Source organism: Nonomuraea sp. WAC 01424 (assembly GCF_003947315.1).
In the GTDB taxonomy this organism is placed as follows: domain Bacteria; phylum Actinomycetota; class Actinomycetes; order Streptosporangiales; family Streptosporangiaceae; genus Nonomuraea; species Nonomuraea spiralis.
Genome location: NZ_QHHZ01000017.1, coordinates 239,855 through 260,116 on the forward strand (window position 1 = coordinate 239,855; position 20,262 = coordinate 260,116).

Annotated in this window: 15 protein-coding genes; 8 read left to right on the top strand and 7 right to left on the bottom strand. The window is 70.5% G+C overall.

Features of this window, described 5'->3' with window-relative positions:
- Positions 1–62 precede the first annotated feature (62 nt).
- Positions 63–1,829, top strand: a complete 1,767-nt coding sequence (locus tag DMB42_RS39950) for a prolyl oligopeptidase family serine peptidase (protein WP_125644265.1) — start codon at positions 63–65, stop codon at positions 1,827–1,829.
- A 49-nt stretch (positions 1,830–1,878) separates the two neighbouring features.
- On the opposite strand, the gene DMB42_RS39955 is transcribed toward DMB42_RS39950, so the two are convergent.
- Positions 1,879–3,159, bottom strand: a complete 1,281-nt coding sequence (locus DMB42_RS39955; RefSeq protein ID WP_260478211.1) for a PP2C family protein-serine/threonine phosphatase — start codon at positions 3,157–3,159, stop codon at positions 1,879–1,881.
- Positions 3,160–3,543: 384 nt separating this feature from the next.
- Here DMB42_RS39955 and DMB42_RS39960 point away from each other — a divergent pair, with 384 nt between their 5' ends.
- Both DMB42_RS39960 and DMB42_RS39965 read left to right on the top strand, forming a co-directional pair.
- Complete coding sequence (locus DMB42_RS39960) at positions 3,544–7,737, top strand: HAMP domain-containing protein (protein WP_125644110.1); 4,194 nt, start codon at positions 3,544–3,546, stop codon at positions 7,735–7,737.
- A gap of 3 nt (positions 7,738–7,740) precedes the next feature.
- Positions 7,741–8,370 carry a two-component system response regulator gene (locus tag DMB42_RS39965; protein WP_125644112.1) on the top strand — a complete coding sequence of 210 codons (630 nt, stop codon included), beginning with the start codon at positions 7,741–7,743 and terminating at the stop codon, positions 8,368–8,370.
- Positions 8,371–8,493: 123 nt separating this feature from the next.
- Here the strand turns inward: DMB42_RS39965 and DMB42_RS39970 are convergent, their stop codons facing one another.
- Together DMB42_RS39970 and DMB42_RS39975 are read right to left on the bottom strand one after the other, a co-directional pair.
- Entirely contained in the window at positions 8,494–9,741 is a 1,248-nt protein-coding gene (locus tag DMB42_RS39970; protein ID WP_125644114.1) for an NYN domain-containing protein, read from the bottom strand.
- Positions 9,742–9,927: 186 nt separating this feature from the next.
- On the bottom strand, positions 9,928–12,264 hold the full coding sequence (locus DMB42_RS39975; RefSeq protein ID WP_260478212.1) for a sigma-70 family RNA polymerase sigma factor: 2,337 nt from the start codon (positions 12,262–12,264) through the stop codon (positions 9,928–9,930).
- A gap of 192 nt (positions 12,265–12,456) precedes the next feature.
- On the opposite strand from DMB42_RS39975, the gene pyrE reads away from it, so the two are divergent.
- Positions 12,457–12,990: an orotate phosphoribosyltransferase gene (gene pyrE, locus DMB42_RS39980; protein WP_125644118.1), complete on the top strand. Its 534-nt coding sequence runs from the start codon at positions 12,457–12,459 to the stop codon at positions 12,988–12,990.
- Here pyrE and DMB42_RS39985 read toward each other — a convergent pair.
- The gene (locus DMB42_RS39985) at positions 12,965–13,393 is read right to left on the bottom strand and encodes a hypothetical protein (protein ID WP_125644120.1); all 429 of its coding nucleotides are present in this window, start codon (positions 13,391–13,393) and stop codon (positions 12,965–12,967) included. The two genes, pyrE and DMB42_RS39985, sit on opposite strands and share 26 nt — an antisense overlap.
- Positions 13,394–13,443: 50 nt before the next feature.
- Positions 13,444–14,154 carry a DedA family protein gene (locus DMB42_RS39990; protein WP_125644122.1) on the bottom strand — a complete coding sequence of 237 codons (711 nt, stop codon included), beginning with the start codon at positions 14,152–14,154 and terminating at the stop codon, positions 13,444–13,446.
- 126 nt (positions 14,155–14,280) lie between these two features.
- Between DMB42_RS39990 and fbaA the strand changes: the two genes are divergently transcribed.
- From fbaA to DMB42_RS40005, 3 genes are all read left to right on the top strand, one after another.
- Positions 14,281–15,303, top strand: coding sequence for a class II fructose-bisphosphate aldolase (gene fbaA / locus DMB42_RS39995; protein ID WP_125644124.1), 1,023 nt, complete (start codon positions 14,281–14,283; stop codon positions 15,301–15,303).
- Between the two features lie 34 nt (positions 15,304–15,337).
- Positions 15,338–15,748, top strand: a complete 411-nt coding sequence (locus DMB42_RS40000; RefSeq protein WP_221762553.1) for a DUF3151 domain-containing protein — start codon at positions 15,338–15,340, stop codon at positions 15,746–15,748.
- A 118-nt stretch (positions 15,749–15,866) separates the two neighbouring features.
- Positions 15,867–17,150, top strand: a complete 1,284-nt coding sequence (locus tag DMB42_RS40005; protein ID WP_125644128.1) for an adenylosuccinate synthase — start codon at positions 15,867–15,869, stop codon at positions 17,148–17,150.
- An 82-nt stretch (positions 17,151–17,232) separates the two neighbouring features.
- Here DMB42_RS40005 and DMB42_RS40010 read toward each other — a convergent pair whose 3' ends face one another.
- Positions 17,233–17,781: a GNAT family N-acetyltransferase gene (locus tag DMB42_RS40010; RefSeq protein ID WP_125644130.1), complete on the bottom strand. Its 549-nt coding sequence runs from the start codon at positions 17,779–17,781 to the stop codon at positions 17,233–17,235.
- A gap of 267 nt (positions 17,782–18,048) precedes the next feature.
- On the opposite strand from DMB42_RS40010, the gene DMB42_RS40015 reads away from it, so the two are divergent.
- On the top strand, positions 18,049–18,957 hold the full coding sequence (locus DMB42_RS40015; RefSeq protein WP_125644132.1) for a glycerophosphodiester phosphodiesterase family protein: 909 nt from the start codon (positions 18,049–18,051) through the stop codon (positions 18,955–18,957).
- Positions 18,958–18,964: 7 nt separating this feature from the next.
- Here the strand turns inward: DMB42_RS40015 and corA are convergent, their stop codons facing one another.
- Positions 18,965–19,981, bottom strand: coding sequence for a magnesium/cobalt transporter CorA (corA, locus tag DMB42_RS40020; RefSeq protein ID WP_260478213.1), 1,017 nt, complete (start codon positions 19,979–19,981; stop codon positions 18,965–18,967).
- Between the last annotated feature and the right edge of the window lie 281 nt (positions 19,982–20,262).

Here is a 20,262-nt window from a genome sequence, read left to right on the forward strand (position 1 = left end):
CAATACTGGACGGCATCCCGCACCCAGAGGGCGTGGGCCATCGATGGGAGGGGGCGCGCCGGATGAAGGCGGAGGAACGCTGGCAGGCCAGGTTCCGTGCGTCGCGCATGACGTTGCCGACCTGGGCACGCCAGGCCCCGAACCGCTCCATCTACCGCTCCAACGCCACAGGGACGTGGGAGGTCTACGCCTGGGACCGGGTGACGGGCGCCGTACGCCAGGTCACCGACCGGCCCAAGGGCACCGCGCACGCGGCGATCGACCCGGCGGGACAGTGGATCTACTGGTTCGCCGACACCGACGGCGACGAGTTCGGGAGCTGGTGGCGTCAGCCGTTCAACGGCGGGCCGAGCGAGCTGGCCGCCCCCGGCCTGCCGCCGGGCCAGCCGGGCGGCATCGCGCTGTCGGCGACCGGCATGGCCGCCATCAGCCTGGCCAGCGAGGGCACGTTCCGGATCCACCTGGTACGCCCGGGAGCACCGGCCAAGCTGCTGTACGAGCACGCCGAGGCCGCCTGGGTGACCGACATGTCCCTCGACGGCTCCCTCATCGCCATCAACCACGGCGAGTACGGCGACTTCCGCCGCCCGGCGCTCCGCGTCGTCGACCAGAACGGCGAGACCGTCGGCGAGCTCTACGACGGCCCCGACAAGGGCGTGCACGGCCTCAGCTTCGCCCCGGTCGTCGGCGACCGCCGCCTGCTGACCCTGCACGAACGCCGCCAGCGCCACGAGCCCCTCGTCTGGGACCCGGTCACCGGCGAGCAGCGCGAGATCTGGCTGAAGGACCCCGGCGACCTGGCGGCCGAATGGTTCGACGACGGCCGCGGCCTGCTCATCGTGCGCGACCACCGCGCCCGCAGCTACCTGCACCGCTACGACCTGGCGGGCGGCGTCCTGACGCTCATCGACACCCCGCACGGCGTGATCGACGAGGCCGCGCCGCGCCCCGGCGGCCACATCGAGTACTCCTGGTCCAGCGGCTCGCGCCCGCCGGTCATCCGGTCGAGCAACGGCCAGGTCGTGCTCAACCCCGGCGGGCCGTCCGCGCCGCCCAGCGTCCCCGTCGAGGACGTCGACGTCGAGGGCCCAGGCGGCCGCATCCACGCCCTGGTGTCCAAGCCCGAGACCGGCGCGGCGCCGTACCCGGCGATCTTCCTCATGCACGGCGGCCCGACCGCCCACGACACCGACTCCTTCTCCCCCGAGGTCGCCGCCTGGGTGGACGCGGGCTTCGCCGTCGTCCGCGTCAACTACCGCGGCTCGACCGGCTACGGCTCGGCCTGGCGGGACGCGCTGCACGGCGACGTGGGGCACATCGAGCTGGCCGACATCGACGCCGTACGCCAGTTGCTGGTGGACCGGGGCACGATCGACCCCGCCCGGCTCGTCCTGGCCGGCACCGCCTGGGGCGGCTACCTCGCGCTGCTCGGCCTCGGCGTCCAGCCCGGCCTGTGGGCCGCGGGCATCGCCGCGGTGCCCATCGCCTGCCACCAGACCTGCTACGAGGACGAGGCCGAGAGCCTGCGCGCCTACCAGCGCGCCCTGCTCGGCGGCTCCCCCGACGAGCAGCCCGAGCGTTACGCCTTCTGCTCGCCGATCACGTACGTGGACCAGATCAAGAGCCCGCTGCTGATCCTCGCCGGCGAGAACGACACCCGCTGCCCGCTGCGCCAGATCGAGAAGTACGTGGCCAAACTGGCCGAGCACGGACGCGAGCACGAGCTCTACACCTACGGCGCCATCCGCGGCTCGCTCGTGGTCGCCGAACGCATCGCGCAGACGGCCCTGCAACTGGAGTTCGCCCGCAAGCACGTACACATCGGCTGACTGACTCGCGCACGTTTTGGGAGCGCTCCTGCGGGGCGCTCCCGCGCGGTCAGCGGGCGCGCAGGACCACGATCGCGAGGTCGTCGGCGCTCGGCTCGGAGGCGAACTCCGCCGCGCCCCTGCGGATGCGCTCGGCCACTGCCCTGGCCGACAACCCGGCGCACTCGGCCAGCAGCTTGGCCAGGCCGCCGTCGTCGTCGAGCAGCCGCCCGCCCGAGCGCCGCTCGGTCACGCCGTCGGTCACCGCGAGCAGCACGTCGCCGTGGTCGAGGTGGATGGTGTCGGCCTCGAAGACGACCTCGTGGAAGACGCCGAGCAGCGATTGGGGCGTGGTCACCGCCTCCACCTTGCCGCTCGGTTTGAGCCGCAGGGCCTCGGGATGGCCCGCCGACACCAGCCGCACCTCCAGGCCGGACTTCACGGGGGTGATGTCGCCGTGGAGCAGCGTGAGGAACCTGGCCCGCTCGCCCTCCTCCAGGATCGCCTGGTTGAGCCGGCCGAGCACGGCGGCCACGCCGTAGCCCTCGCGGGCCAGCAGGCGCAGCGTGTGGCGGGCCAGGCCGGTCACCGCGGCGGCCTCGGGGCCCGTGCCGCAGACGTCGCCGATCGCGAAGCGCCAGGAGTCGTCGCCCGCCTTGTACAGGTCGTAGAAGTCGCCGCCGACCTCGTTGGCCTCGCCGGCGGGCTCGTAGATGACGCCGTAGTCGAGGCCGGGCACCTCGGGCTCGTTGGGCGGCAGGAGGCTGCGCTGCAACGCCCGGTTGGCCGCGGCCTGCTGGGCGTAGAGCCGGGCGTTGTCCATGGCGAGCGCGGCACGCCGGCCGATGTCCTCGGCGAACTGGATGACCTCGTCGGGGAACCGGTCGGAGCGGCCCAGGCACATCATGCCGAGCCCTCGGCCGCGCGCCGTGAGCGGCACGGCCAGCACCTGGGAGTCGGTCAGGTGGATGGTGGAGGTGACCCTGGTGTCGGCCGCGCCCACGTCCATGCCGGCGAGCTGCTCGCGCAGGCCGGCGATGCGGGCCTCGTCGGCGTGCCACAGGTAGACCAGCCGCAACGGCCCCATCGAGCTGTCGGCGGTGTAGACGGCGCACCAGCTCGACAGGCGGGGCACGACGATCTGCGCGATGATCGCCGGAACCATGTCGGGGTCGAGGGTGCCGGCCAGCAGGTCGCTCGCGTCGGCCAGGAAACCCAGCCAGTGGGGGCCCCTGGCGCTCTCCTCCAGCCATTCGGCGGCCACGCGGTCGGCCGAGCCGGGTAGCGTGAGCCTTGCCCAATGGACACGGGAATCGCCCGCGAAGGTGACTCCCCACTCTTCCACGTTCACGGAGGGAGCTTTCGGATCGCCGTGGGAGTTGATCCGTTGTCGCAGTTCGACCTGGACGGCATCGCCGTAATGCTTCCAAATCACCTCAAACGGCTCGTCAGAGACCTGCTCCGCGAGATCACCGGCCACCTGTTCGGCGGTGTGGAGCACGCCGACGGTGGCCCACGCGGTCATCACCTCACGCGTGAACCTCATCGCAGCCGTCACAGCGGTCTCGCCCGGCGCGAAGGTCGCAGCCAGCACCGCATGGGGAGATGCAGTCATCCCAACGTGCCTACCACACTTCTCGCTGACTTGGGGTAAATCCAAGGGCAGGACTGCGAGCTACTCATCGTGACAGACTTGAATCACTCGCCGGGACCCGCCGCGAGTGAAGGAGGCCACATGACCACGGCCAAGGCCGTAACAAGTCCGGAGGAGAGGACCTATACAGAATCGGATCTCGTTCCCGTCCTGGAGACTCTTTTCTCTTGGCGTGATGGCGATTTCCGGCGTCGGGTCCCGCATGCGCCCCCCGGCATCCTCAGCGAAGTGCGTCTGTTGCTCAACGAAGTGGCCGACCGCCGCGAACACCTCGCGAACGAGCTGGCACGAGTTCGCAAGGAGGTCGTCAAGGAAGGCCGCTTCGGCGAACGGCTGACGCCCGGCCCCGGGGTCGGGGCGTGGTCGGAGAGCGTCGAGTCGGTCAACATGCTGATCGACGCGCTGGTGAGCCCGGTCAGCGGGACGGCCGACGTGATCGACGCGGTGGCCAAGGGCGACCTGTCGCGGCGCATCGACCTCGACCGCTCGGCCCGCGGCGAGGTACGCCGCCTGGGCAAGGCCATCAACGGCATGGTCGACCAGCTCGCCCTGTTCAACTCCGAGGTCACCCGCGTGGCCCGCGAGGCGGGCACCGAGGGCAGGCTGGGCGGCAGCGCCAACCTGCGCGGCATGTCGGGAAGCTGGCGCGACCTCACCGAGGCCGTCAACACGATGTCCTCGCGCGTGGCCGCGCAGGTCCGCGACATCGCCGTGGTGACCACGGCGGTCGCCAAGGGCGACCTGAGCCGCAAGGTCACGGTCGACGCCGTGGGCGAGATGTTCGAGCTGAAGAACACCGTCAACACGATGGTCGACCAGCTCTCGGGCTTCGCCGAGGAGGTCACCAGGGTCGCCCGCGAGGTCGGCACGGAAGGCCAGCTCGGCGGCCAGGCGCAGGTGACGGGCGTGTCGGGCGTCTGGAAGGACCTCACCGACAACGTCAACTTCATGGCCAACAACCTGACCTCACAGGTGCGTTCGATCGCGACCGTGGCCACGGCGGTCGCCCAGGGCAACCTGTCGAAGAAGATCACGGTTGACGCCGAGGGCGAGATCCTTCAGCTCAAGGACACCCTCAACACCATGGTCGACCAGCTCTCATCGTTCGCCGACGAGGTCACCCGCGTGGCCCGCGAGGTCGGCACCGAAGGCAAGCTCGGCGGGCGCGCCGAGGTGAAGGGCGTGTCGGGCGTCTGGAAGGACCTCACCGACAACGTCAACTCGATGGCCAACAACCTGACCTATCAGGTGCGCAACATCGCCCAGGTGACCACGGCCGTGGCCAACGGCGACCTGACCCGCAAGATCGACGTCGACGCACAGGGCGAGATCCTGGAGCTCAAGTCGACCATGAACACGATGGTCGAGCAGCTGTCCTCGTTCGCCTCCGAGGTCACCCGCGTGGCCCGCGAGGTGGGCACCGAGGGCCAGCTCGGCGGCCAGGCACAGGTACGCGGTGTGTCCGGGGTCTGGAAGGACCTCACGGACAACGTCAACTCGATGGCCAACAACCTGACCTCGCAGGTGCGCCAGATCGCGGCCGTCTCGTCCGCGGTGGCGCAGGGCAACCTGTCCAGGAAGATCACCGTCGATGCCCAGGGCGAGATCCTCCAGCTCAAGGACACCCTCAACACCATGGTCGACCAGCTCTCGTCGTTCGCCGACGAGGTCACCCGGGTGGCCCGCGAGGTGGGCACGCAGGGGCAGCTCGGCGGCCAGGCGCGGGTGCAGGGCGTGTCGGGCGTCTGGAAGGACCTCACCGACAACGTCAACTTCATGGCGAACAACCTGACCTATCAGGTGCGCAACATCGCCGAGGTCACCACGGCCGTCGCCAACGGCGACCTGACCCGCAAGATCGACGTCGACGCCCAAGGCGAGATCCTGGCGCTGAAGACCACCATCAACCGGATGGTCGACCAGCTCTCCTCGTTCGCCTCCGAGGTCACCCGGGTGGCCCGCGAGGTGGGCTCGGAGGGCCAGCTCGGCGGCCAGGCCCGGGTCGAGGGCGTCGAGGGCACCTGGAAGCGGCTCACCGAGAGCGTCAACGAGCTGGCCGGCAACCTGACCACGCAGGTGCGCGCCATCGCGACCGTGACCAGCGCCGTGGCCCGGGGCGACCTGACCAGGTCGATCGCCGTCGAGGCCCAGGGCGAGCTGGCGGAGCTGAAGGACAACATCAACTCGATGGTGGCCAACCTCCGCGAGACCACCCAGGCCAACCAGGAGCAGGACTGGCTCAAGTCCAACCTGGCCCGCATCTCCCGGCTCATGCAGGGTCACCGCGACCTGTTCGAGGTGGCCAAGCTGACGATGAGCGAGCTGACGCCGCTGGTCTCGGCCCGCTACGGCGCCTTCTACGGCATCGACCCCGAGGGCGACCACGAGCTGACGCTGATCGGCGGCTACGGCGTACGTCCCGACCGGGGGCCGCGCCGGCGCTTCGCGATCGGCGAGGGCATCGTCGGCCAGGCGGCGGCCGAGGGCCGGCACATCATCCTCGACGACGTGCCGCCGCAGTTCATCACCATCGACAGCGGGCTCAGCCAGTCCACGCCCGCGCAGATCGTGGTGCTGCCGATCCTGTTCGAGAACCGCGTGCTCGGCGTGCTGGAGCTGGCCTCGTTCACGCCGTTCGGCGAGGTGCACCTCGACTTCCTGACGCAGCTGGTCGAGACCATCGGCGTCACGATGAACACGATCATCGCCAACTCCCGTACCGAAGACCTGCTGACCGAGTCCCAGCGGCTCACCCGCGAGCTGCAGGAGCGCTCCGACGAGCTGCAGCGGCAGCAGGAGGAGCTGCGCAGGTCCAACGCCGAGCTGGAGGACAAGGCGGCGCTGCTGGCCAAGCAGAACCGCGCGATCGAGATCCAGAACTTCCAGATCGAGCAGGCCCGCCGCACCCTGGAGGAGCGCGCCGAGCAGCTCGCGGTCTCCTCGCGGTACAAGTCCGAGTTCCTCGCGAACATGTCCCACGAGCTGCGCACCCCGCTCAACAGCCTGCTGGTGCTGGCCAAGCTGCTGACCGAGAACGCCGAGGGCAACCTGACCTCCCAGCAGGTCGAGTTCGCCCGTACGATCCACAGCGCGGGGTCGGCGCTGCTCCAGCTGATCAACGACATGCTCGACCTGTCGAAGGTCGAGGCGGGCCGGATGGACATCCATCCGATCCAGGTGTCGTTGCCCAAGATGGTCGACCTGCTGGAGGCGGCCTTCGCGCCGCTGGCCCAGGACAAGGGGTTGTCGTTCAGCGTCGAGGTGGCCTCCGACGTGCCAAGCGAGCTGCGGGCCGACGAGCAGCGCCTGCAGCAGGTGCTGCGCAACCTGCTGTCCAACGCGGTGAAGTTCACCCCGAAGGGCGAGGTCAAGCTGCGGGTCGCGGCGGCGCCCCGGGGCGTCGACTTCGACGACGACACTCTGCACGACGCCAGCGACCTGCTGGCCTTCCAGGTGATCGACACCGGCATCGGCATCGCGCCCGACAAACGCGAGGTCATCTTCGAGGCGTTCAGGCAGGCCGACGGCACCACCAGCCGCAAGTACGGCGGCACCGGCCTCGGCCTGGCCATCTGCCGCGACATCGCCCGCCTGCTCGGCGGCGAGATCCACGTCGAGAGCGAGCTGGGCAGGGGCAGCACGTTCACGCTCTACCTGCCCGCCTCCTACACCGGCCCGCTCGCGGCCACCGACGGCAGCACGGCCCCGCGCCGGCAGCTCATGACCTCGCCCGCCGAGGAACAGGCCGCCGCCGCGACCATGCCGGAGCCGCCGATGCCGCTCGACCTGCCGATGCCCGAGCTGGTCGACGCGCCGGTGGAGACGCCCGCCCAGTGGCAGGGCGACGACCCGCTCAACGGCGCCAAGATCCTCATCGTGGACGACGACATCCGCAACGTGTTCGCCCTCACCAGCGTGCTGGAACGACACGGCTCCACGGTCGTCTACGCCGAGAACGGCCGCGAGGGCATCGAGCAGCTCGAACGCAACGAGGACGTCGCGCTCGTGCTGATGGACATCATGATGCCGGAGATGGACGGCTGGGCCACGACCTCGGCCATCCGGCGCATGCCGCAGTTCGCCGACCTGCCGATCATCGCGCTGACCGCTAAGGTCATGCGAGGTGATCGCGAGAAGAGCATCGCCTCGGGCGCGTCCGACTACGTGCCCAAGCCGGTCGATGTCGATCGCCTGCTCGAACGGCTGCGCGGATGGCTCAGCCGTGGGCGAGGGGCCACGACCGACTCGTCGCCCTCATCTGCCGAAGGGTCGTGATCGATGCCGGACCGTGCCAAGATCCTCCTGGTCGACGACCGCGAGGAGAATCTGATCGCCCTGGAGGCGATCCTCAGCTCGCTCGACCTGGTGCCCGTACGCGCCAGGTCGGGTGAGGAGGCGCTCAAGGCGCTGCTCAACACCGAGTTCGCGTTGATCCTGCTCGATGTCCGGATGCCGGGCATGGACGGGTTCGAGACGGCCGCGCACATCAAGCGGCGGGAGCGGACCAGGAACATCCCGATCATCTTCCTGACCGTGGTCGACAGCGCTCCCGACTACGCCTTCCGCGGCTACGCGGCGGGCGCGGTCGACTACCTCACCAAGCCGTTCGACCCGTGGGTGTTGCGCGCGAAGGTGTCGGTGTTCACCGAGCTCTACAACATGAACAAGCGCCTGGCCGAGCAGGCGTCGTTGCTCCGGGAGCGGCTGACCGGCGAGTTGCCGCCCGGAGCCGGGGATCACGCCTCCGTCCTGCCGGAGTTGTCCCGGCGGCTCACGGCCGTGGAGGACGAGCTGGCCCGGGTTCGGGAGCTGGCCCGCAAGTCGCAGGATCCGGCGCTCGCCGTACCGCTGGCCGACCTGACGGACCGGCTCACCCACCTGCGCGCCGGCTTCGACGCGCTCTCCTGACTTCCCCCCGCACCACCCGACGCCCGGACCGCCCATCGGCGCCCGGGCGTCCCTCTTTTCCCGCGGGCAGCGCGGGGGCACGGGGATGGGCCGCGAGAGGCGGCGGAAGACGGCGGGGCGGGGTCAGTGGCGGGCGCGTTCGAGGGCGTCCCAGAAGCCGCGGCGCAGGGCGTGGCGGACCTCGTCGTGCAGGAGGAAGTCGATCGGCAGCGAGGAGCCCTGCAAGAGGCGGGCCTCCAGGTCGGAGGGCATGCGCGGCTTGCGGGCGAGCACCGCCTCCAGCCACAGCGCGGGCGCGTCGCGGGCCACGGACTCCCCGAAGTCGTGCCCCTCGCGGTGGGCGGCCTTCACGGCGTCGGCCAGCGTGGTGGCGCCGGCGGTCGCGGCGGGCGGCGGTGAGACCGGCGCGGGCTGCGGCCCGGTGTACGGCCCGAGCTGCGCCGCCTGGTACGTGCCCCCCGAGGACGGCGTCGCGAACTGACCGGTGCTTGGCGAGGCCGACTGCGGCTGCTGCAGCGGCCCGGTCGCCGGCGTGGCGGACGGCGGCACGGACGGCGGGATGGACGGCGGCTGCTCCTGGTACCCCGAGTACGAGGGCAACACCGGCGGCGAGGACGACTGCCCCCGCGACGACACCGGCCCGTTGGCGGACGGCTGCCCCGAGGCCGCGTGGCTGCCGGAGGAGGACGGGCTGGCCGCATGGCTGCCCGTGGACTGCGCCGGCGGTAGCGAGGCCGGCGAGGACGGCGGCGCGGACACCGGGGCGGGCGGCAGCGAGTGGGCGGCGTGCCCGTTGCTGAGCGGCTGGTGGTGGCCGTTGGAGGACTCGGTGGCGCCGGACACCATGGTGACGTAGGGCCGCAGGTGGACGCCGCCCAGCTCGACCAGGTCGTCGCACTCCTGCCGCAACGACCGGGACACGGCCCACCCGCCGTCGGCGGCGATGTGGATGACGGTGACCCTGATGCCGAGGTCTTGCGCGTCGCACACCACCTGGGCGAGGTCCTCGTCGCCGCTGACGACGACGGCGTCGCAGATGGCGGTGTTGCGGGCGAGGGTCATGAGGTCGCGGTGGACCTGGGCGTCGACGCCTTCGCGGCGGCCCGGCCGGATGCGCGAGAGTCTGAGCTTGAGGCCCGGGATGTCGGCCAGTGCGTCGTGCTCCGGGGTGCGGCGGCCTTCGACGGTCGCCTCGTACCAGTAGCACCGCAGCAGCGGCAGGCCCGTGCGCTCGCGCGACAGGTTGGTCATCAGCTGGAGCAACCCGGGATAGTCCCAGGCGACGGCTTCTCGATGGCGAGTGCCGTGCACGGCCATCGCTCCGTCTGCCAGCAGATAGCCAGCGTCCACGAACAGCGCACAGCGATCCACTGACACCGCCCCTTTCATGGTGGTCCGACCTTGCTGGCTCTGCACCGTCAGAGACCGGACTCGGCGGCCCTCTCTCAGGGTAATGAAAGCTGGTGATCGTGCGAGGGTTAATCCCGACGATTCGACCGCAGGCCGCCGTCCAGCCGGACCATTTAGGCAGACCGTACCAGTTTGTCCCGTTCGTGGTCACGAGCGCGCCCTGACGCTCAGTGCGGCGACCCCGAACAGCACGACGTCCCTGTCGGCCGCGATCGTCAGCCCCGGATCGCGGCGGCCCAGCTCGGCGGCCACCGTGTCGACGTCCACGCCGAAGGTCATGCCCGCGGCGCCGTTGGCGGAGCCGTCGAAGACGTTGTCGCGGTCGCGGTCGCCGCTCCCGGGCCTGATCGCGCCGGTGCCCAGCGAGACCTTGTCGCCCCCGAGGTCGGCGTCGCCCTCCCAGGTCACCAGCTCGGCCCTGGCGGGCGCGGCGACCGGGCTCAGGCCGCCGAGCGGCAGGTGGATCATCCTGGTCGGCCCGCCGACGACAGTGGCCGTGTCGAGCACCACGGCCTGGCTGTACGGCTGCCGCGGCCCGGTCACGATCATCACCAGGCTCCACCCGGCATGGTTGGAGGCCCCCTCGGCCATCGGCGCGTCGGCCGCCCACCAGAAGCCGTTCGGACGTGCCTGCCCGGCCAGCGCGGTGACGTCGGCGAAGGCCTGGTAGGCCGGGCCGAGCGGCATGGCGAGGGTCGTGACGTGGTCGGGACGGACCGACACGTACGTGCGGCGGCCCGGCGCCCTGACCTTGATCGGCCCCGCCTCCGTGCCGCTCGCCGACCAGTAGAGGCCGGCCCACACGACCCGGCTGTCCTTGGGCAGAGTGAGCCTGGCCGCGCTGGAGGCGGTGGTGGCCGGGCTGGAGTCCTGGTCGAGTGCGGTCATCGGCCAAAGATCGTTGTCACGCCGGTCGCCCTGGCGGCGCCTGGCCTCCGCGCAGCCGTCGTGCTCCTCGGAACAGCTCAGCAGCGTGTTGCCGACGGCCCGGACGGCCACCCTGCCCTCGGTGGCGAACCTGGCCGACGCCCCCACCGTACGGACCCCCTGCTCGGCCCTGGCCCTGACGCGCGGCCCGCCGCCGTCCACGAGCACGGCGGGACCGGCGCCCTCAGGGGCCTGCTCGGACACCAGCACGCGCAGGAACACCGCCGTGCCCTGCCCGGCCGCCAGCGGCTGCCTGACGCACCGCGCGCCCAGACCGGCCTGGCGGCAGGACCAGCCGTCGACGGTACCCACGGGAGCGAGCAGCGCGACGCCGTGGCCGCGCCTGGCGGGTGGGAGGAGGGTCACGCCGGGCGGCAGCTCCACGGTCGCGGCCAGCTCGCCGCTCGGGCCGTCGCCGTCGTTGCGCAGGCGCAGGCCGACGATGCCGGGCTGGGCGCGTACGAGGGCGCCGAGCGCGTCGATCGTGGCGCGCAGCCGGGGCCTGCCCGGCGGCTCCCTCCTGGGCGGCGGGACCCGCGCCGGCGGCTCGCTCGGCACGGGCATCGGCACCGGCTGCACCGACGCCGCCGGCTGGGCCAGGGGCGCGGCGGCGGCGGGCGGCCTGGTCGCCGGCTCCTCCCCCGACACCAGCACGAACGCCGCCACCGCCGCCGACGCGACCGCGACGCCGCCCGCCGTCAAGACCTGCTGCCGGGACGGCGTGCGCCGCAACCGGCCGGACAACCGCGACAACCAGCCCGCGCCGCCGGCGGCCGAACCCGCCTTGGCCAGCGCCGCGGCGTAGCCCGCGAAGACCGGACCGGCGACGAGCGGGCCGACGATGACGCGCAGGCCGCGGTTGACGTCGGCCAGTTCGAGCAGCACACCGTGGCACTCCTCGCAGTCGTTGACGTGTTCGTCGACCGTGCGGGAGTCGCGCCTGGCCAGCCCACCCCGGACGTAGGCGCCCATCTTGCCGATCACCGGACGGCACTCGTGCGCCGGCGCCGCGCGCAGATGCATCTGGAGGTACGCCTGCCGCAGCCCCTCGCGCGCCCGGTAGGCGAGCGCCGCCACGCCGTTGGCCGACAGCCCGAGCAGCGACGCGACCTCGGCCGGCTTGCACTTCTCCACCTCGGTGTGCCAGAGCACCGCCCGCCACCGCTCGGGCAGCGACAGGAACGCCCGGGAGATCATCGACCGCTCAAGGCCGACGAGCGCGGGGTCGACGAAGGGCACGCCCGGGTCGTACTGCTCGATCTCGCCCGTGGTCACCTGGCGGCTCTCGACCCTGTGGCGGTCGTAGACCGTACGGCGCACGACGGTCAGCAGGTAGGTGCGGAAGCCCGACTCCGGCCCGCCGCCCCGGCCCACCAGGTCGAGGATCTTCGTGAACGACTCCGCCATGACGTCCTCGACCTCGGACTCGCCCCTGACCAACTGCCTGGCCAGGGCACGCGCGGCGGCGACGTGACGCTCGTAGAGCCGTCCGTAGGCGGCCGCGTCTCCCGCCCTGACCTCCTTCAGCAGGTCAGCATCGCTTAGCGGCGATTCCACACTCATTGTGACCTCACGATTACGCCGGGTTGCCCCGCGCAATCATTCCGCATCTACCGTCATGACTAAACCGAAGCTCCGCCTTTACCTCCGGGGACCTTCGGGAGACGCATGGACGAGGACGTGCCGGGCGTTCACCGGGACGAGACGCCGCGCCGCCCGCGCCGAGCCCGGGACCCTAAGCTTGGGCGCATGACAGACCGCGACAACCTGCTGGCCGAGATCAAGCGCAAGGCCGTCATCCACGGCAAGGTCACGCTCTCCTCGGGCAAGGAGGCCGACTTCTACCTCGACCTGCGGCGCATCACGCTCGACGGGGTGGCCGCGCCGCTCGTCGGCGGGGTGATGCTCGACCTGACCGACGATCTCGACTTCGACGCCGTGGGCGGCCTCACGATGGGAGCCGACCCGGTGGCCTGCGCGATGCTGCACGCGGCGGCGGCGCGCGGGCGCACGCTCGACGCGTTCGTGGTGCGCAAGACGCAGAAGGCGCACGGGATGCAGCGCAGGATCGAGGGCCCCGAGGTCAAGGGTCGCCGGGTGCTGGTCGTGGAGGACACCTCGACGACCGGCGGCTCGCCGCTGACCGCCGTCGAGGCGCTGCGGGAGGCGGGCGCGGAGGTGGTGGCCGTGGCCACGATCGTCGACCGGGGCGCGGGCGCGCGGATGGCGGAGGAAGGGCTCGACTACCGCACCGCCTTCAGCCTCCAGGACCTCGGACTGTGAAGGACTCCCTCGTGCCCTTCTCCTTCGGGGCGCGGGGGCTGCCGTTCTCGGTGACGCGGACGGTGCCCGCGCCGCCGAGCACGACGTCGAGCTCGGGCTCGAAGTAGCTGACCTCCTCGCCGCCGCTCATCTCCCGGTGCTGGAGCACGTCGCCGCCGGGGACGCGTACGGTGACCGTCGGGCAGACGTCGGCCACGCACTCGATGCGTACGGTGGGCACCCGGGCCTCGCTCGGCCGGGCGAGGGCGGTGGCGGTGGACGCGGGCCGCTCCGGTTGCGCGCCGGGCGAGCCGATCAGCGCGCGTACGCCGACGACCAGCAGTGTCGCCACGGCCCCCACCGCCAGGACGATGAGGGCTGACCGGACGATTCTTCCCAGCGGAGCTGACCTGTGGCGTCCCACAGGGGGCACTGTACCCGGCGGTAACCCCGGGCCCGGTCAGCGCCGAGGGGTCAGGGCTGGGGGTCGGTGCTGGAGGGCACGCGGTGGTGCTTGCCGTTGGGCACGGGCAGCCGCTTGCGCTCGCGGCGCTTCTTGACGAACTCGATGATGATCGGGATCAGCGAGATGAAGACGATGATGAACACGCCCGGCAGGATGTACTTGTCGATCTGCTTGGGATCGACCTTGCTGCCGAGGAAGTAGCCGAGCAGCACCAGGCCCTCGACCCACACCACGCCACCGATGACGTTCCACAGGAAGAAGCGCCTGGCCGGCATCTCCAGCACGCCGGCCACGGGGTTCATGAACGTGCGGACGATCGGCACGAACCGCGCCAGCACGACCGCCCTGGCCGGCCCGAACTTCTGGAAGAACTCCTCGGCCCGCATCACGTGTTCGCGCTTGAACAGCCGTGAGTCCGGCTTGTCGAACATCCTCCTGCCGAACCTGGCCCCCAGGAAATGGCCGAGCTGGGCGCCCGCGATGGCGCACAGCGGTGTGCCGATGACCAGGACGGGGAAGGAGATCGGCGGCGCCTCGCCCACGACCAGCGACGCGGAACTGAAGATCCCCGCGGCCACCAGCAGCGAGTCGCCCGGCAGGAAGAAACCGAGCAGCAGACCCGTCTCGGCGAAGATGATGGCCAGGACGCCGATCGTGGCGAAGGCGCCGAGGATCGTGAGCCACCACGTCGGGTCGAGGAGATTCCAGAGCCAGTCCACCCCGTGAGCCTACCCGGAGCGGAGCCGATCGGATGTGGCCATCCGGCTGGCGTTGTCACTACCAGTTGCGGTTGCGAGCCGGGATACTGGGCAAGCGCGAAGCCGTACTTCTCAGGGAGATGACTTATGCCCATCGCGACTCCAGAGGTCTACGCCGAGATGCTCGACCGTGCCAAGGCGGGCGGGTTCGCCTATCCGGCGATCAACGTGACCTCGTCCCAGACCTTGAACGCCGCGCTGCGCGGGTTCGCCGAAGCCGAGAGCGACGGCATCGTGCAGGTCTCGACGGGCGGCGCGGAGTTCCTGTCCGGCACCACGGTCAAGGACATGGTGACGGGCGCGACCGCCCTGGCCGAGTACGCCCGCGTGGTGGCCGCCAAATACCCGGTCACGGTGGCGCTGCACACCGACCACTGCCCGAAGGACAAGCTCGACGGCTACATGCGGCCGCTGATCGACATCTCGCTCGAACGAGTGGCGAAGGGCCTCGACCCGCTCTTCCAGTCCCACATGTGGGACGGCTCGGCCGTGCCGCTGGAGGAGAACCTGGAGATCGCCAAGGAGCTCCTGGAGAAGTGCGCCCGCGCCCGGATCATCATGGAGATGGAGATCGGCGTGGTCGGCGGCGAGGAGGACGGCGTCGTCGGCGAGATCAACGAGAAGCTCTACACCACCCCCGAGGACGCGCTGGCCACGGCCGAGGCCGTGGGCGTCGGCGACCAGGGCCGCTACATGCTGGCCGCCACGTTCGGCAACGTGCACGGCGTCTACAAGCCGGGCCACGTGAAGCTGCGCCCGAGCGTGCTGAAGGACATCCAGGAGGCCGTCGGCGCCAAGTACGGCAAGGACAAGCCGTTCGACCTGGTCTTCCACGGCGGCTCCGGCTCGCTGCTGGAGGAGATCCACGAGGCCATCTCCTACGGCGTGATCAAGATGAACGTCGACACCGACACCCAGTACGCCTTCACCAGGCCGATCGCCGACCACATGTTCCGCAACTACGACGGCGTCCTGAAGGTCGACGGCGAGGTCGGCAACAAGAAGGCGTACGACCCGCGCGCCTACGGCAAGAGCGCCGAGACCGGCATGGCGGCCCGCGTGGTCGAGGCCTGCCACAACCTCAAGTCGACTGGGACGAAGATCTCCTAGCCACTTGGGCGGCACGGCGGGTATGACTTGTCCTATGGATAACCTTCTCGCCGGGCCGCCCCCGACTCACCTGCCGGACCTGCCCGAGGCCAGGGAGGCGCTCGAATCAGGAGCCAAGGCCGCCGACGTGGCCGCCCGCTTCCCCGCCTATCCGGGGGCATGGGCCGCGCTCGCGGAGGAATACTTCGCGCAGGGCCATGCCGTCACCTCCTACGCCTTCGCCCGCACCGGCTACCACCGCGGCCTCGACCAGCTCCGCCGGAGCGGCTGGAAGGGCCACGGCCCGGTCCCGTGGGAGCACGAGCCCAACCGCGGCTTCCTGCGCTGCCTGTACGCCCTGTCCAGGGCGGCGCAGTCCATCGGTGAGAAGGACGAAGCCGAGCGCTGTCTGCAGTTCCTCAAGGACAGCACCGAGGCCGGATACGAGGCGCTGGCCAAGGGTTAGCAGCTCATTCGGGCCACGCGTCTTGGGACGAATGGGCAGACTCGGGTAGTCTCTCTACGCAAGAGCCCCTGTCGCACTTGCGCCAGGGGTTTTCGTTTTGTGCTCGGGAGACTGAACAATGCCGGCTGCCGTTCTCGTTGGGGCCCAGTGGGGCGATGAGGGCAAGGGCAAGGCCACCGACCTGCTCGGTGGCGACGTCGACTACGTCGTCCGTTATCAGGGTGGCAACAACGCGGGACACACCGTCGTCATCGGTGACCAGAAATACGCGCTGCATCTCTTGCCTACGGGGATCCTGTCGCCGGAGGTCGTACCGGTGATCGGCAACGGCGTGGTGATCGACCCGGGGGTGCTGCTGAGCGAGATCGACGGGCTGGCCAAGCGGGGGATCTCCGCCGAGCGCCTGCTGATCTCGTCGAACGCGCACCTGATCATGCCTCACCACAAGGCGCTGGACAAGGTCACCGAGCGCTATCTGGGCAAGGCCAAGATCGGCACCACCGGGCGCGGGATCGGCCCGGCGTACGGCGACAAGATCGCCCGGATGGGCGTACGCGTCCAGGACCTGCTCGACCCGGGCATCCTGGCCAAGAAGATCGAGGTCGCCCTGACCGAGAAGAACCAGGTGCTGACCAAGGTCTACAACCGGCGCGGCATCGATCCGGCCGCCGTGCTGGAGGAGTACCTGGCCTACGCCGAACGGCTCAAGCCGCACATCGCCGACACCTCGCTCGTGTTGTCCAAGGCGCTGGACGAGGGCAAGTTCGTCCTGCTGGAGGGCGGTCAGGGCACGCTGCTGGACATCGACCACGGCACGTACCCGTTCGTCACCTCCTCGTCGCCGACGTCGGGCGGCGCGTGCGCCGGGGCGGGCATCCCGCCGAACCGGCTCACGAAGATCATCGGGATTCTGAAGGCGTACACGACCCGTGTGGGCTCGGGGCCGTTCCCGACGGAGCTGACCGACGAGACGGGCGAGTGGCTGCGCCGGACCGGCGGCGAGTACGGCGTCACCACCGGCCGCGACCGGCGTTGCGGCTGGTTCGACGCGGTGATCGCCCGCTACGCGACCCGGATCAACGGGATCACCGACTACTTCCTCACCAAGCTCGACATCCTGTCGGGGCTGGAGAGCATCCCGGTGTGCGTGGCGTACGAGGTCGACGGGGTGCGGCACGACGAGATCCCGATGACCCAGACCGACTTCCACCACGCGGTCCCGGTCTACGAGGAGCTGCCGGGCTGGAAGGAGGACATCTCCAACGCCAAGTCGTTCGACGACCTGCCGCCCAACGCGCAGTCGTACGTGCGGGCGCTGGAGGAGATGAGCGGGGCGCCCATCTCGGCGATCGGCGTCGGCCCGGGGCGTGACCAGACCGTGGTGGTTCGCTCGCTGGTCTGACCGGCACGTCAAGCGGACGAGGGGCCCGGCGCGACACGCGCCGGGCCCCTCGTCGTGCGACGACGCAGGTCTGGTGGGGGCTTCAGTTGTCCGCCGCGGCGAGAACGGCGGCCGTCATCGGGGTGTGCAAGGTCCAGCCGAGGGTTTCGTAAAGGGCCTGGCCTTCGGCGGTGGCGACCAGGACGCCGCTCCGGGCCCCCCGGGAGACGGCCGGGGCGGCGATCGCGGTCATGACGACCGTGCCGAGGCCGCGCCTGCGGTGCCCGGCGGCCGTCTCCACCTGGTCGACCACGGCGGCGCCGCCCGCGAGGGCGAACTGGCCGCGGGCGGCCACCTCGCCCGAGTCCGTGAGCAGCCGGGCCACGGTGACGCCGGCCCTTGTGGTGATCGCCAGGGTGTAGCCGGAAGGGGCCTTCGGCGTGATGCGGGGCAGGGTGGCGGTGGTCATCATGAACTCCTGCTCCTGCACGGTCCAGCTCGGGGACAGTACGGGTGCGACCTCCTCGGCGGCGGCGCAGAGCTTGAGCCAGGTGCCGGGGGCGGTGAGGGCGCCGGTCAGACCGGCCACGAGCTCCGGGGTGGGGGCGGGGACGATGTGCCGCGTCACGTGGCCGGGGAGGCCGACGTCCACTCTGAGGCCCCACGGTTCGGGTACGGGCCGAGGGGCGTTGCGGGAGATCGCCCAGCCGTCCGCCCATGCCCGGACTGTTGCCGTATGGGCTAGTTTGCGAACCTCCGTCATGAGTTCCAGCTTATTGCAAGGTAGTTGCATTTATCAGCAATAAAGCGGTCGGAGAGCCCCCCGGCGACCATCGACCTTCGACCAGGGCGTAGCAGGATAAAAAGGACACGGCGTGGCACTGCCTCAGCGGGCCTTCCGCCAGGTAGTGTCCCCCGTGTGCGCGTTGAGATTCATGGTCACCGGGGAGCGCGGGGCCTGTGGCCGGAGAACACCCTGCCAGGGCTGAGCCGCACGATGGAGCTCGGCGTCCACGCGCTCGAGTTCGACGTCGCCCTCACCGCCGATCGCCGCCTCGTGCTCACGCACGACCTCACGGTCTCGGCCGTCACCAGTGCCGACCGCCGGCCGCTGCGCCAGGGCGATCCGCTCTTCCCGTACGTCGGCAAGCCGATCAACGTGCTCAGCCTCGCCCAGTTGCGCACCCTCGACGTGGGCGTGCGCCTGCCGCGTCACCTCGACGACCCGTTCGCGCTCACCCAGGTCGCCATGCCGGAGACCCGGATGCCGACGCTCGGCGCGGTGCTCGGGCTGGTCAACGCCTACGAGGCCGAGAACGTACGGCTGCACGTCGAGCTGAAGTCCGACCCGACCAGGCCGGAGCTGACCGCCGACCCCGAGATGTTCACCGAGCTGGTCGTCGAGGAGCTCGACCGCCACGGCAGGCTCACCAACGCCGCCGTGCTCAGCTTCGACTGGCGCGTCATCACGCACGCGGCCCGGCTCGCGCCGGCGGCCCGGCGGTTCGCGCTGATCGAGCTCGACACCCTCCACTGGCACGAGGGCGGGCTGGGCGACGACATCCCCGCCGCGGCCCGCGAGGCCGGAGCCACCACGCTCTCGCCCGAGCACGTGATGGTCGACGAGAAGCTGATGTCCCAGGCCGCCGCGGCGGACCTCGACGTGGCGGTGTGGACGGTCAACGACCAGGCCCTGGCCGGGCGGATGCTCGACCTCGGCGTGGCCGGGATCGTGACCGACTACCCCGACCGCATGCGGGAGTTGTGGCGCGAACGCGGCCACGAGCTGCCGGAGGGCGTCCGGCCGCTCAGGCCCGTGAGCGTCTGAGCGCGGTTCAGAGCCAGCCGTTACGGCGGAAGCCGCGGTGCAGCAGCACACAGGCCGTGATCATGACGGCCAGCACCGCGGGGTAACCCCAGACCTGCTTGGTCTCGGGCATGAAGTCGAAGTTCATGCCGTAGATTCCGGCGATCATCGTCGGGACGGCCAGGATGGCTACCCACGAGGAGATCTTGCGCATGTCCTCGTTGGCCAGCGCGTTCGAGCGGGCCAGCGCGGCCTGCAGGATCGAGCTGCACAGTTCGTTGGAGGCCTCGACCTGCTCGCAGACGCGGGACAGGTGGTCGCCGACGTCGCGGAAGTACTCGCGCATCTCCGAGGGGATGACGCGGCGCTGCGGCAGCGCCGACAGCGGTGACTGCAGCGGCGTGACCGCCCGCTTCATCTCGAGCATCTCCCGCTTGAGCTGGTAGATCCGGTTGATGTCGCGGGAGCTGACGTCGGCGAAGACGGTCGCCTCGACCTCTTCGAGTTCGAGCTGCATCAGGTCGGCCACCTGGAGGTACTGGTCGACGACGTGGTCGGCGATGGCGTGCAGCACGCCGGCCGGGCCGCGGTTCATCAGCTTGGGCTTGTCCTCAAGGCGCTCGCGGACCAGGGTGAGCGGGCAGTGCTCGCCGTGGCGCACGGTCACCACGAAGTCGACGCCGAGGAACACCATGATCTCGCCGGTCGCGATGATCTCGCTGTTGGCGGTCAGCTCGTCGTGGTCGAGGTAGGCGACCGTCTTCAGCACCATGAACAGGGACTCGCCGTAGCGCTCCACCTTGGGACGCTGGTGGGCCTTGACCGCGTCCTCGACGGCCAGGGGGTGCAGGCCGAAGACCTCGGACAGCCACTCCACCTCGGGCGCCTCGGGCTCGTGCAGCCCGACCCAGACGAACGCGTTCACGCCGTCGGAGTTCTTGTTGTGCTCACGTACGAGTTCGAGGGACTCGACGATGCCCGGGGCGCAGACCTTCTTGCCCTGGATGTAGGCGCCGTACTCGACGATGGAGTCGACAGGGGGCACGCAGACCTCACGCACCGGCTTGGTGAGCGAGTGCGCGGCGCGCGGCTGAACAGGGTGACGGTTGATACGACGGAAAAGCGTGGACGAGCGCATGGCAGTCCCTTTCCGCCCGACCTGGCACGCTCCACGCGCGATGAAAAGTCACCTCAATCGACACAAATGCGTGGAGGCACGATCAGGCTGCCGGATTGGAGTGGTCGGGGGTTGCTGGGGCGTACGTGGAAGAGCACGTACTGCTGGGATCACCAGGATTCATCCCGGACCACCTCCAATCACAAGAG

What these genes read in the sequence shown, in the direction of transcription:
- DMB42_RS39950 (WP_125644265.1), top strand. Translation starts at nt 63, where the DNA reads ATGAAGGCGGAGGAACGCTGGCAGGCCAGGTTCCGTGCGTCGCGCATG.
- DMB42_RS40005 (WP_125644128.1), top strand. Translation starts at nt 15,867, where the DNA reads ATGCCGGCTGCCGTTCTCGTTGGGGCCCAGTGGGGCGATGAGGGCAAG.
- DMB42_RS39965 (WP_125644112.1), top strand. Translation starts at nt 7,741, where the DNA reads ATGCCGGACCGTGCCAAGATCCTCCTGGTCGACGACCGCGAGGAGAAT.
- DMB42_RS40000 (WP_221762553.1), top strand. Translation starts at nt 15,338, where the DNA reads ATGGATAACCTTCTCGCCGGGCCGCCCCCGACTCACCTGCCGGACCTG.
- pyrE (WP_125644118.1), top strand. Translation starts at nt 12,457, where the DNA reads ATGACAGACCGCGACAACCTGCTGGCCGAGATCAAGCGCAAGGCCGTC.
- DMB42_RS39960 (WP_125644110.1), top strand. Translation starts at nt 3,544, where the DNA reads ATGACCACGGCCAAGGCCGTAACAAGTCCGGAGGAGAGGACCTATACA.
- fbaA (WP_125644124.1), top strand. Translation starts at nt 14,281, where the DNA reads ATGCCCATCGCGACTCCAGAGGTCTACGCCGAGATGCTCGACCGTGCC.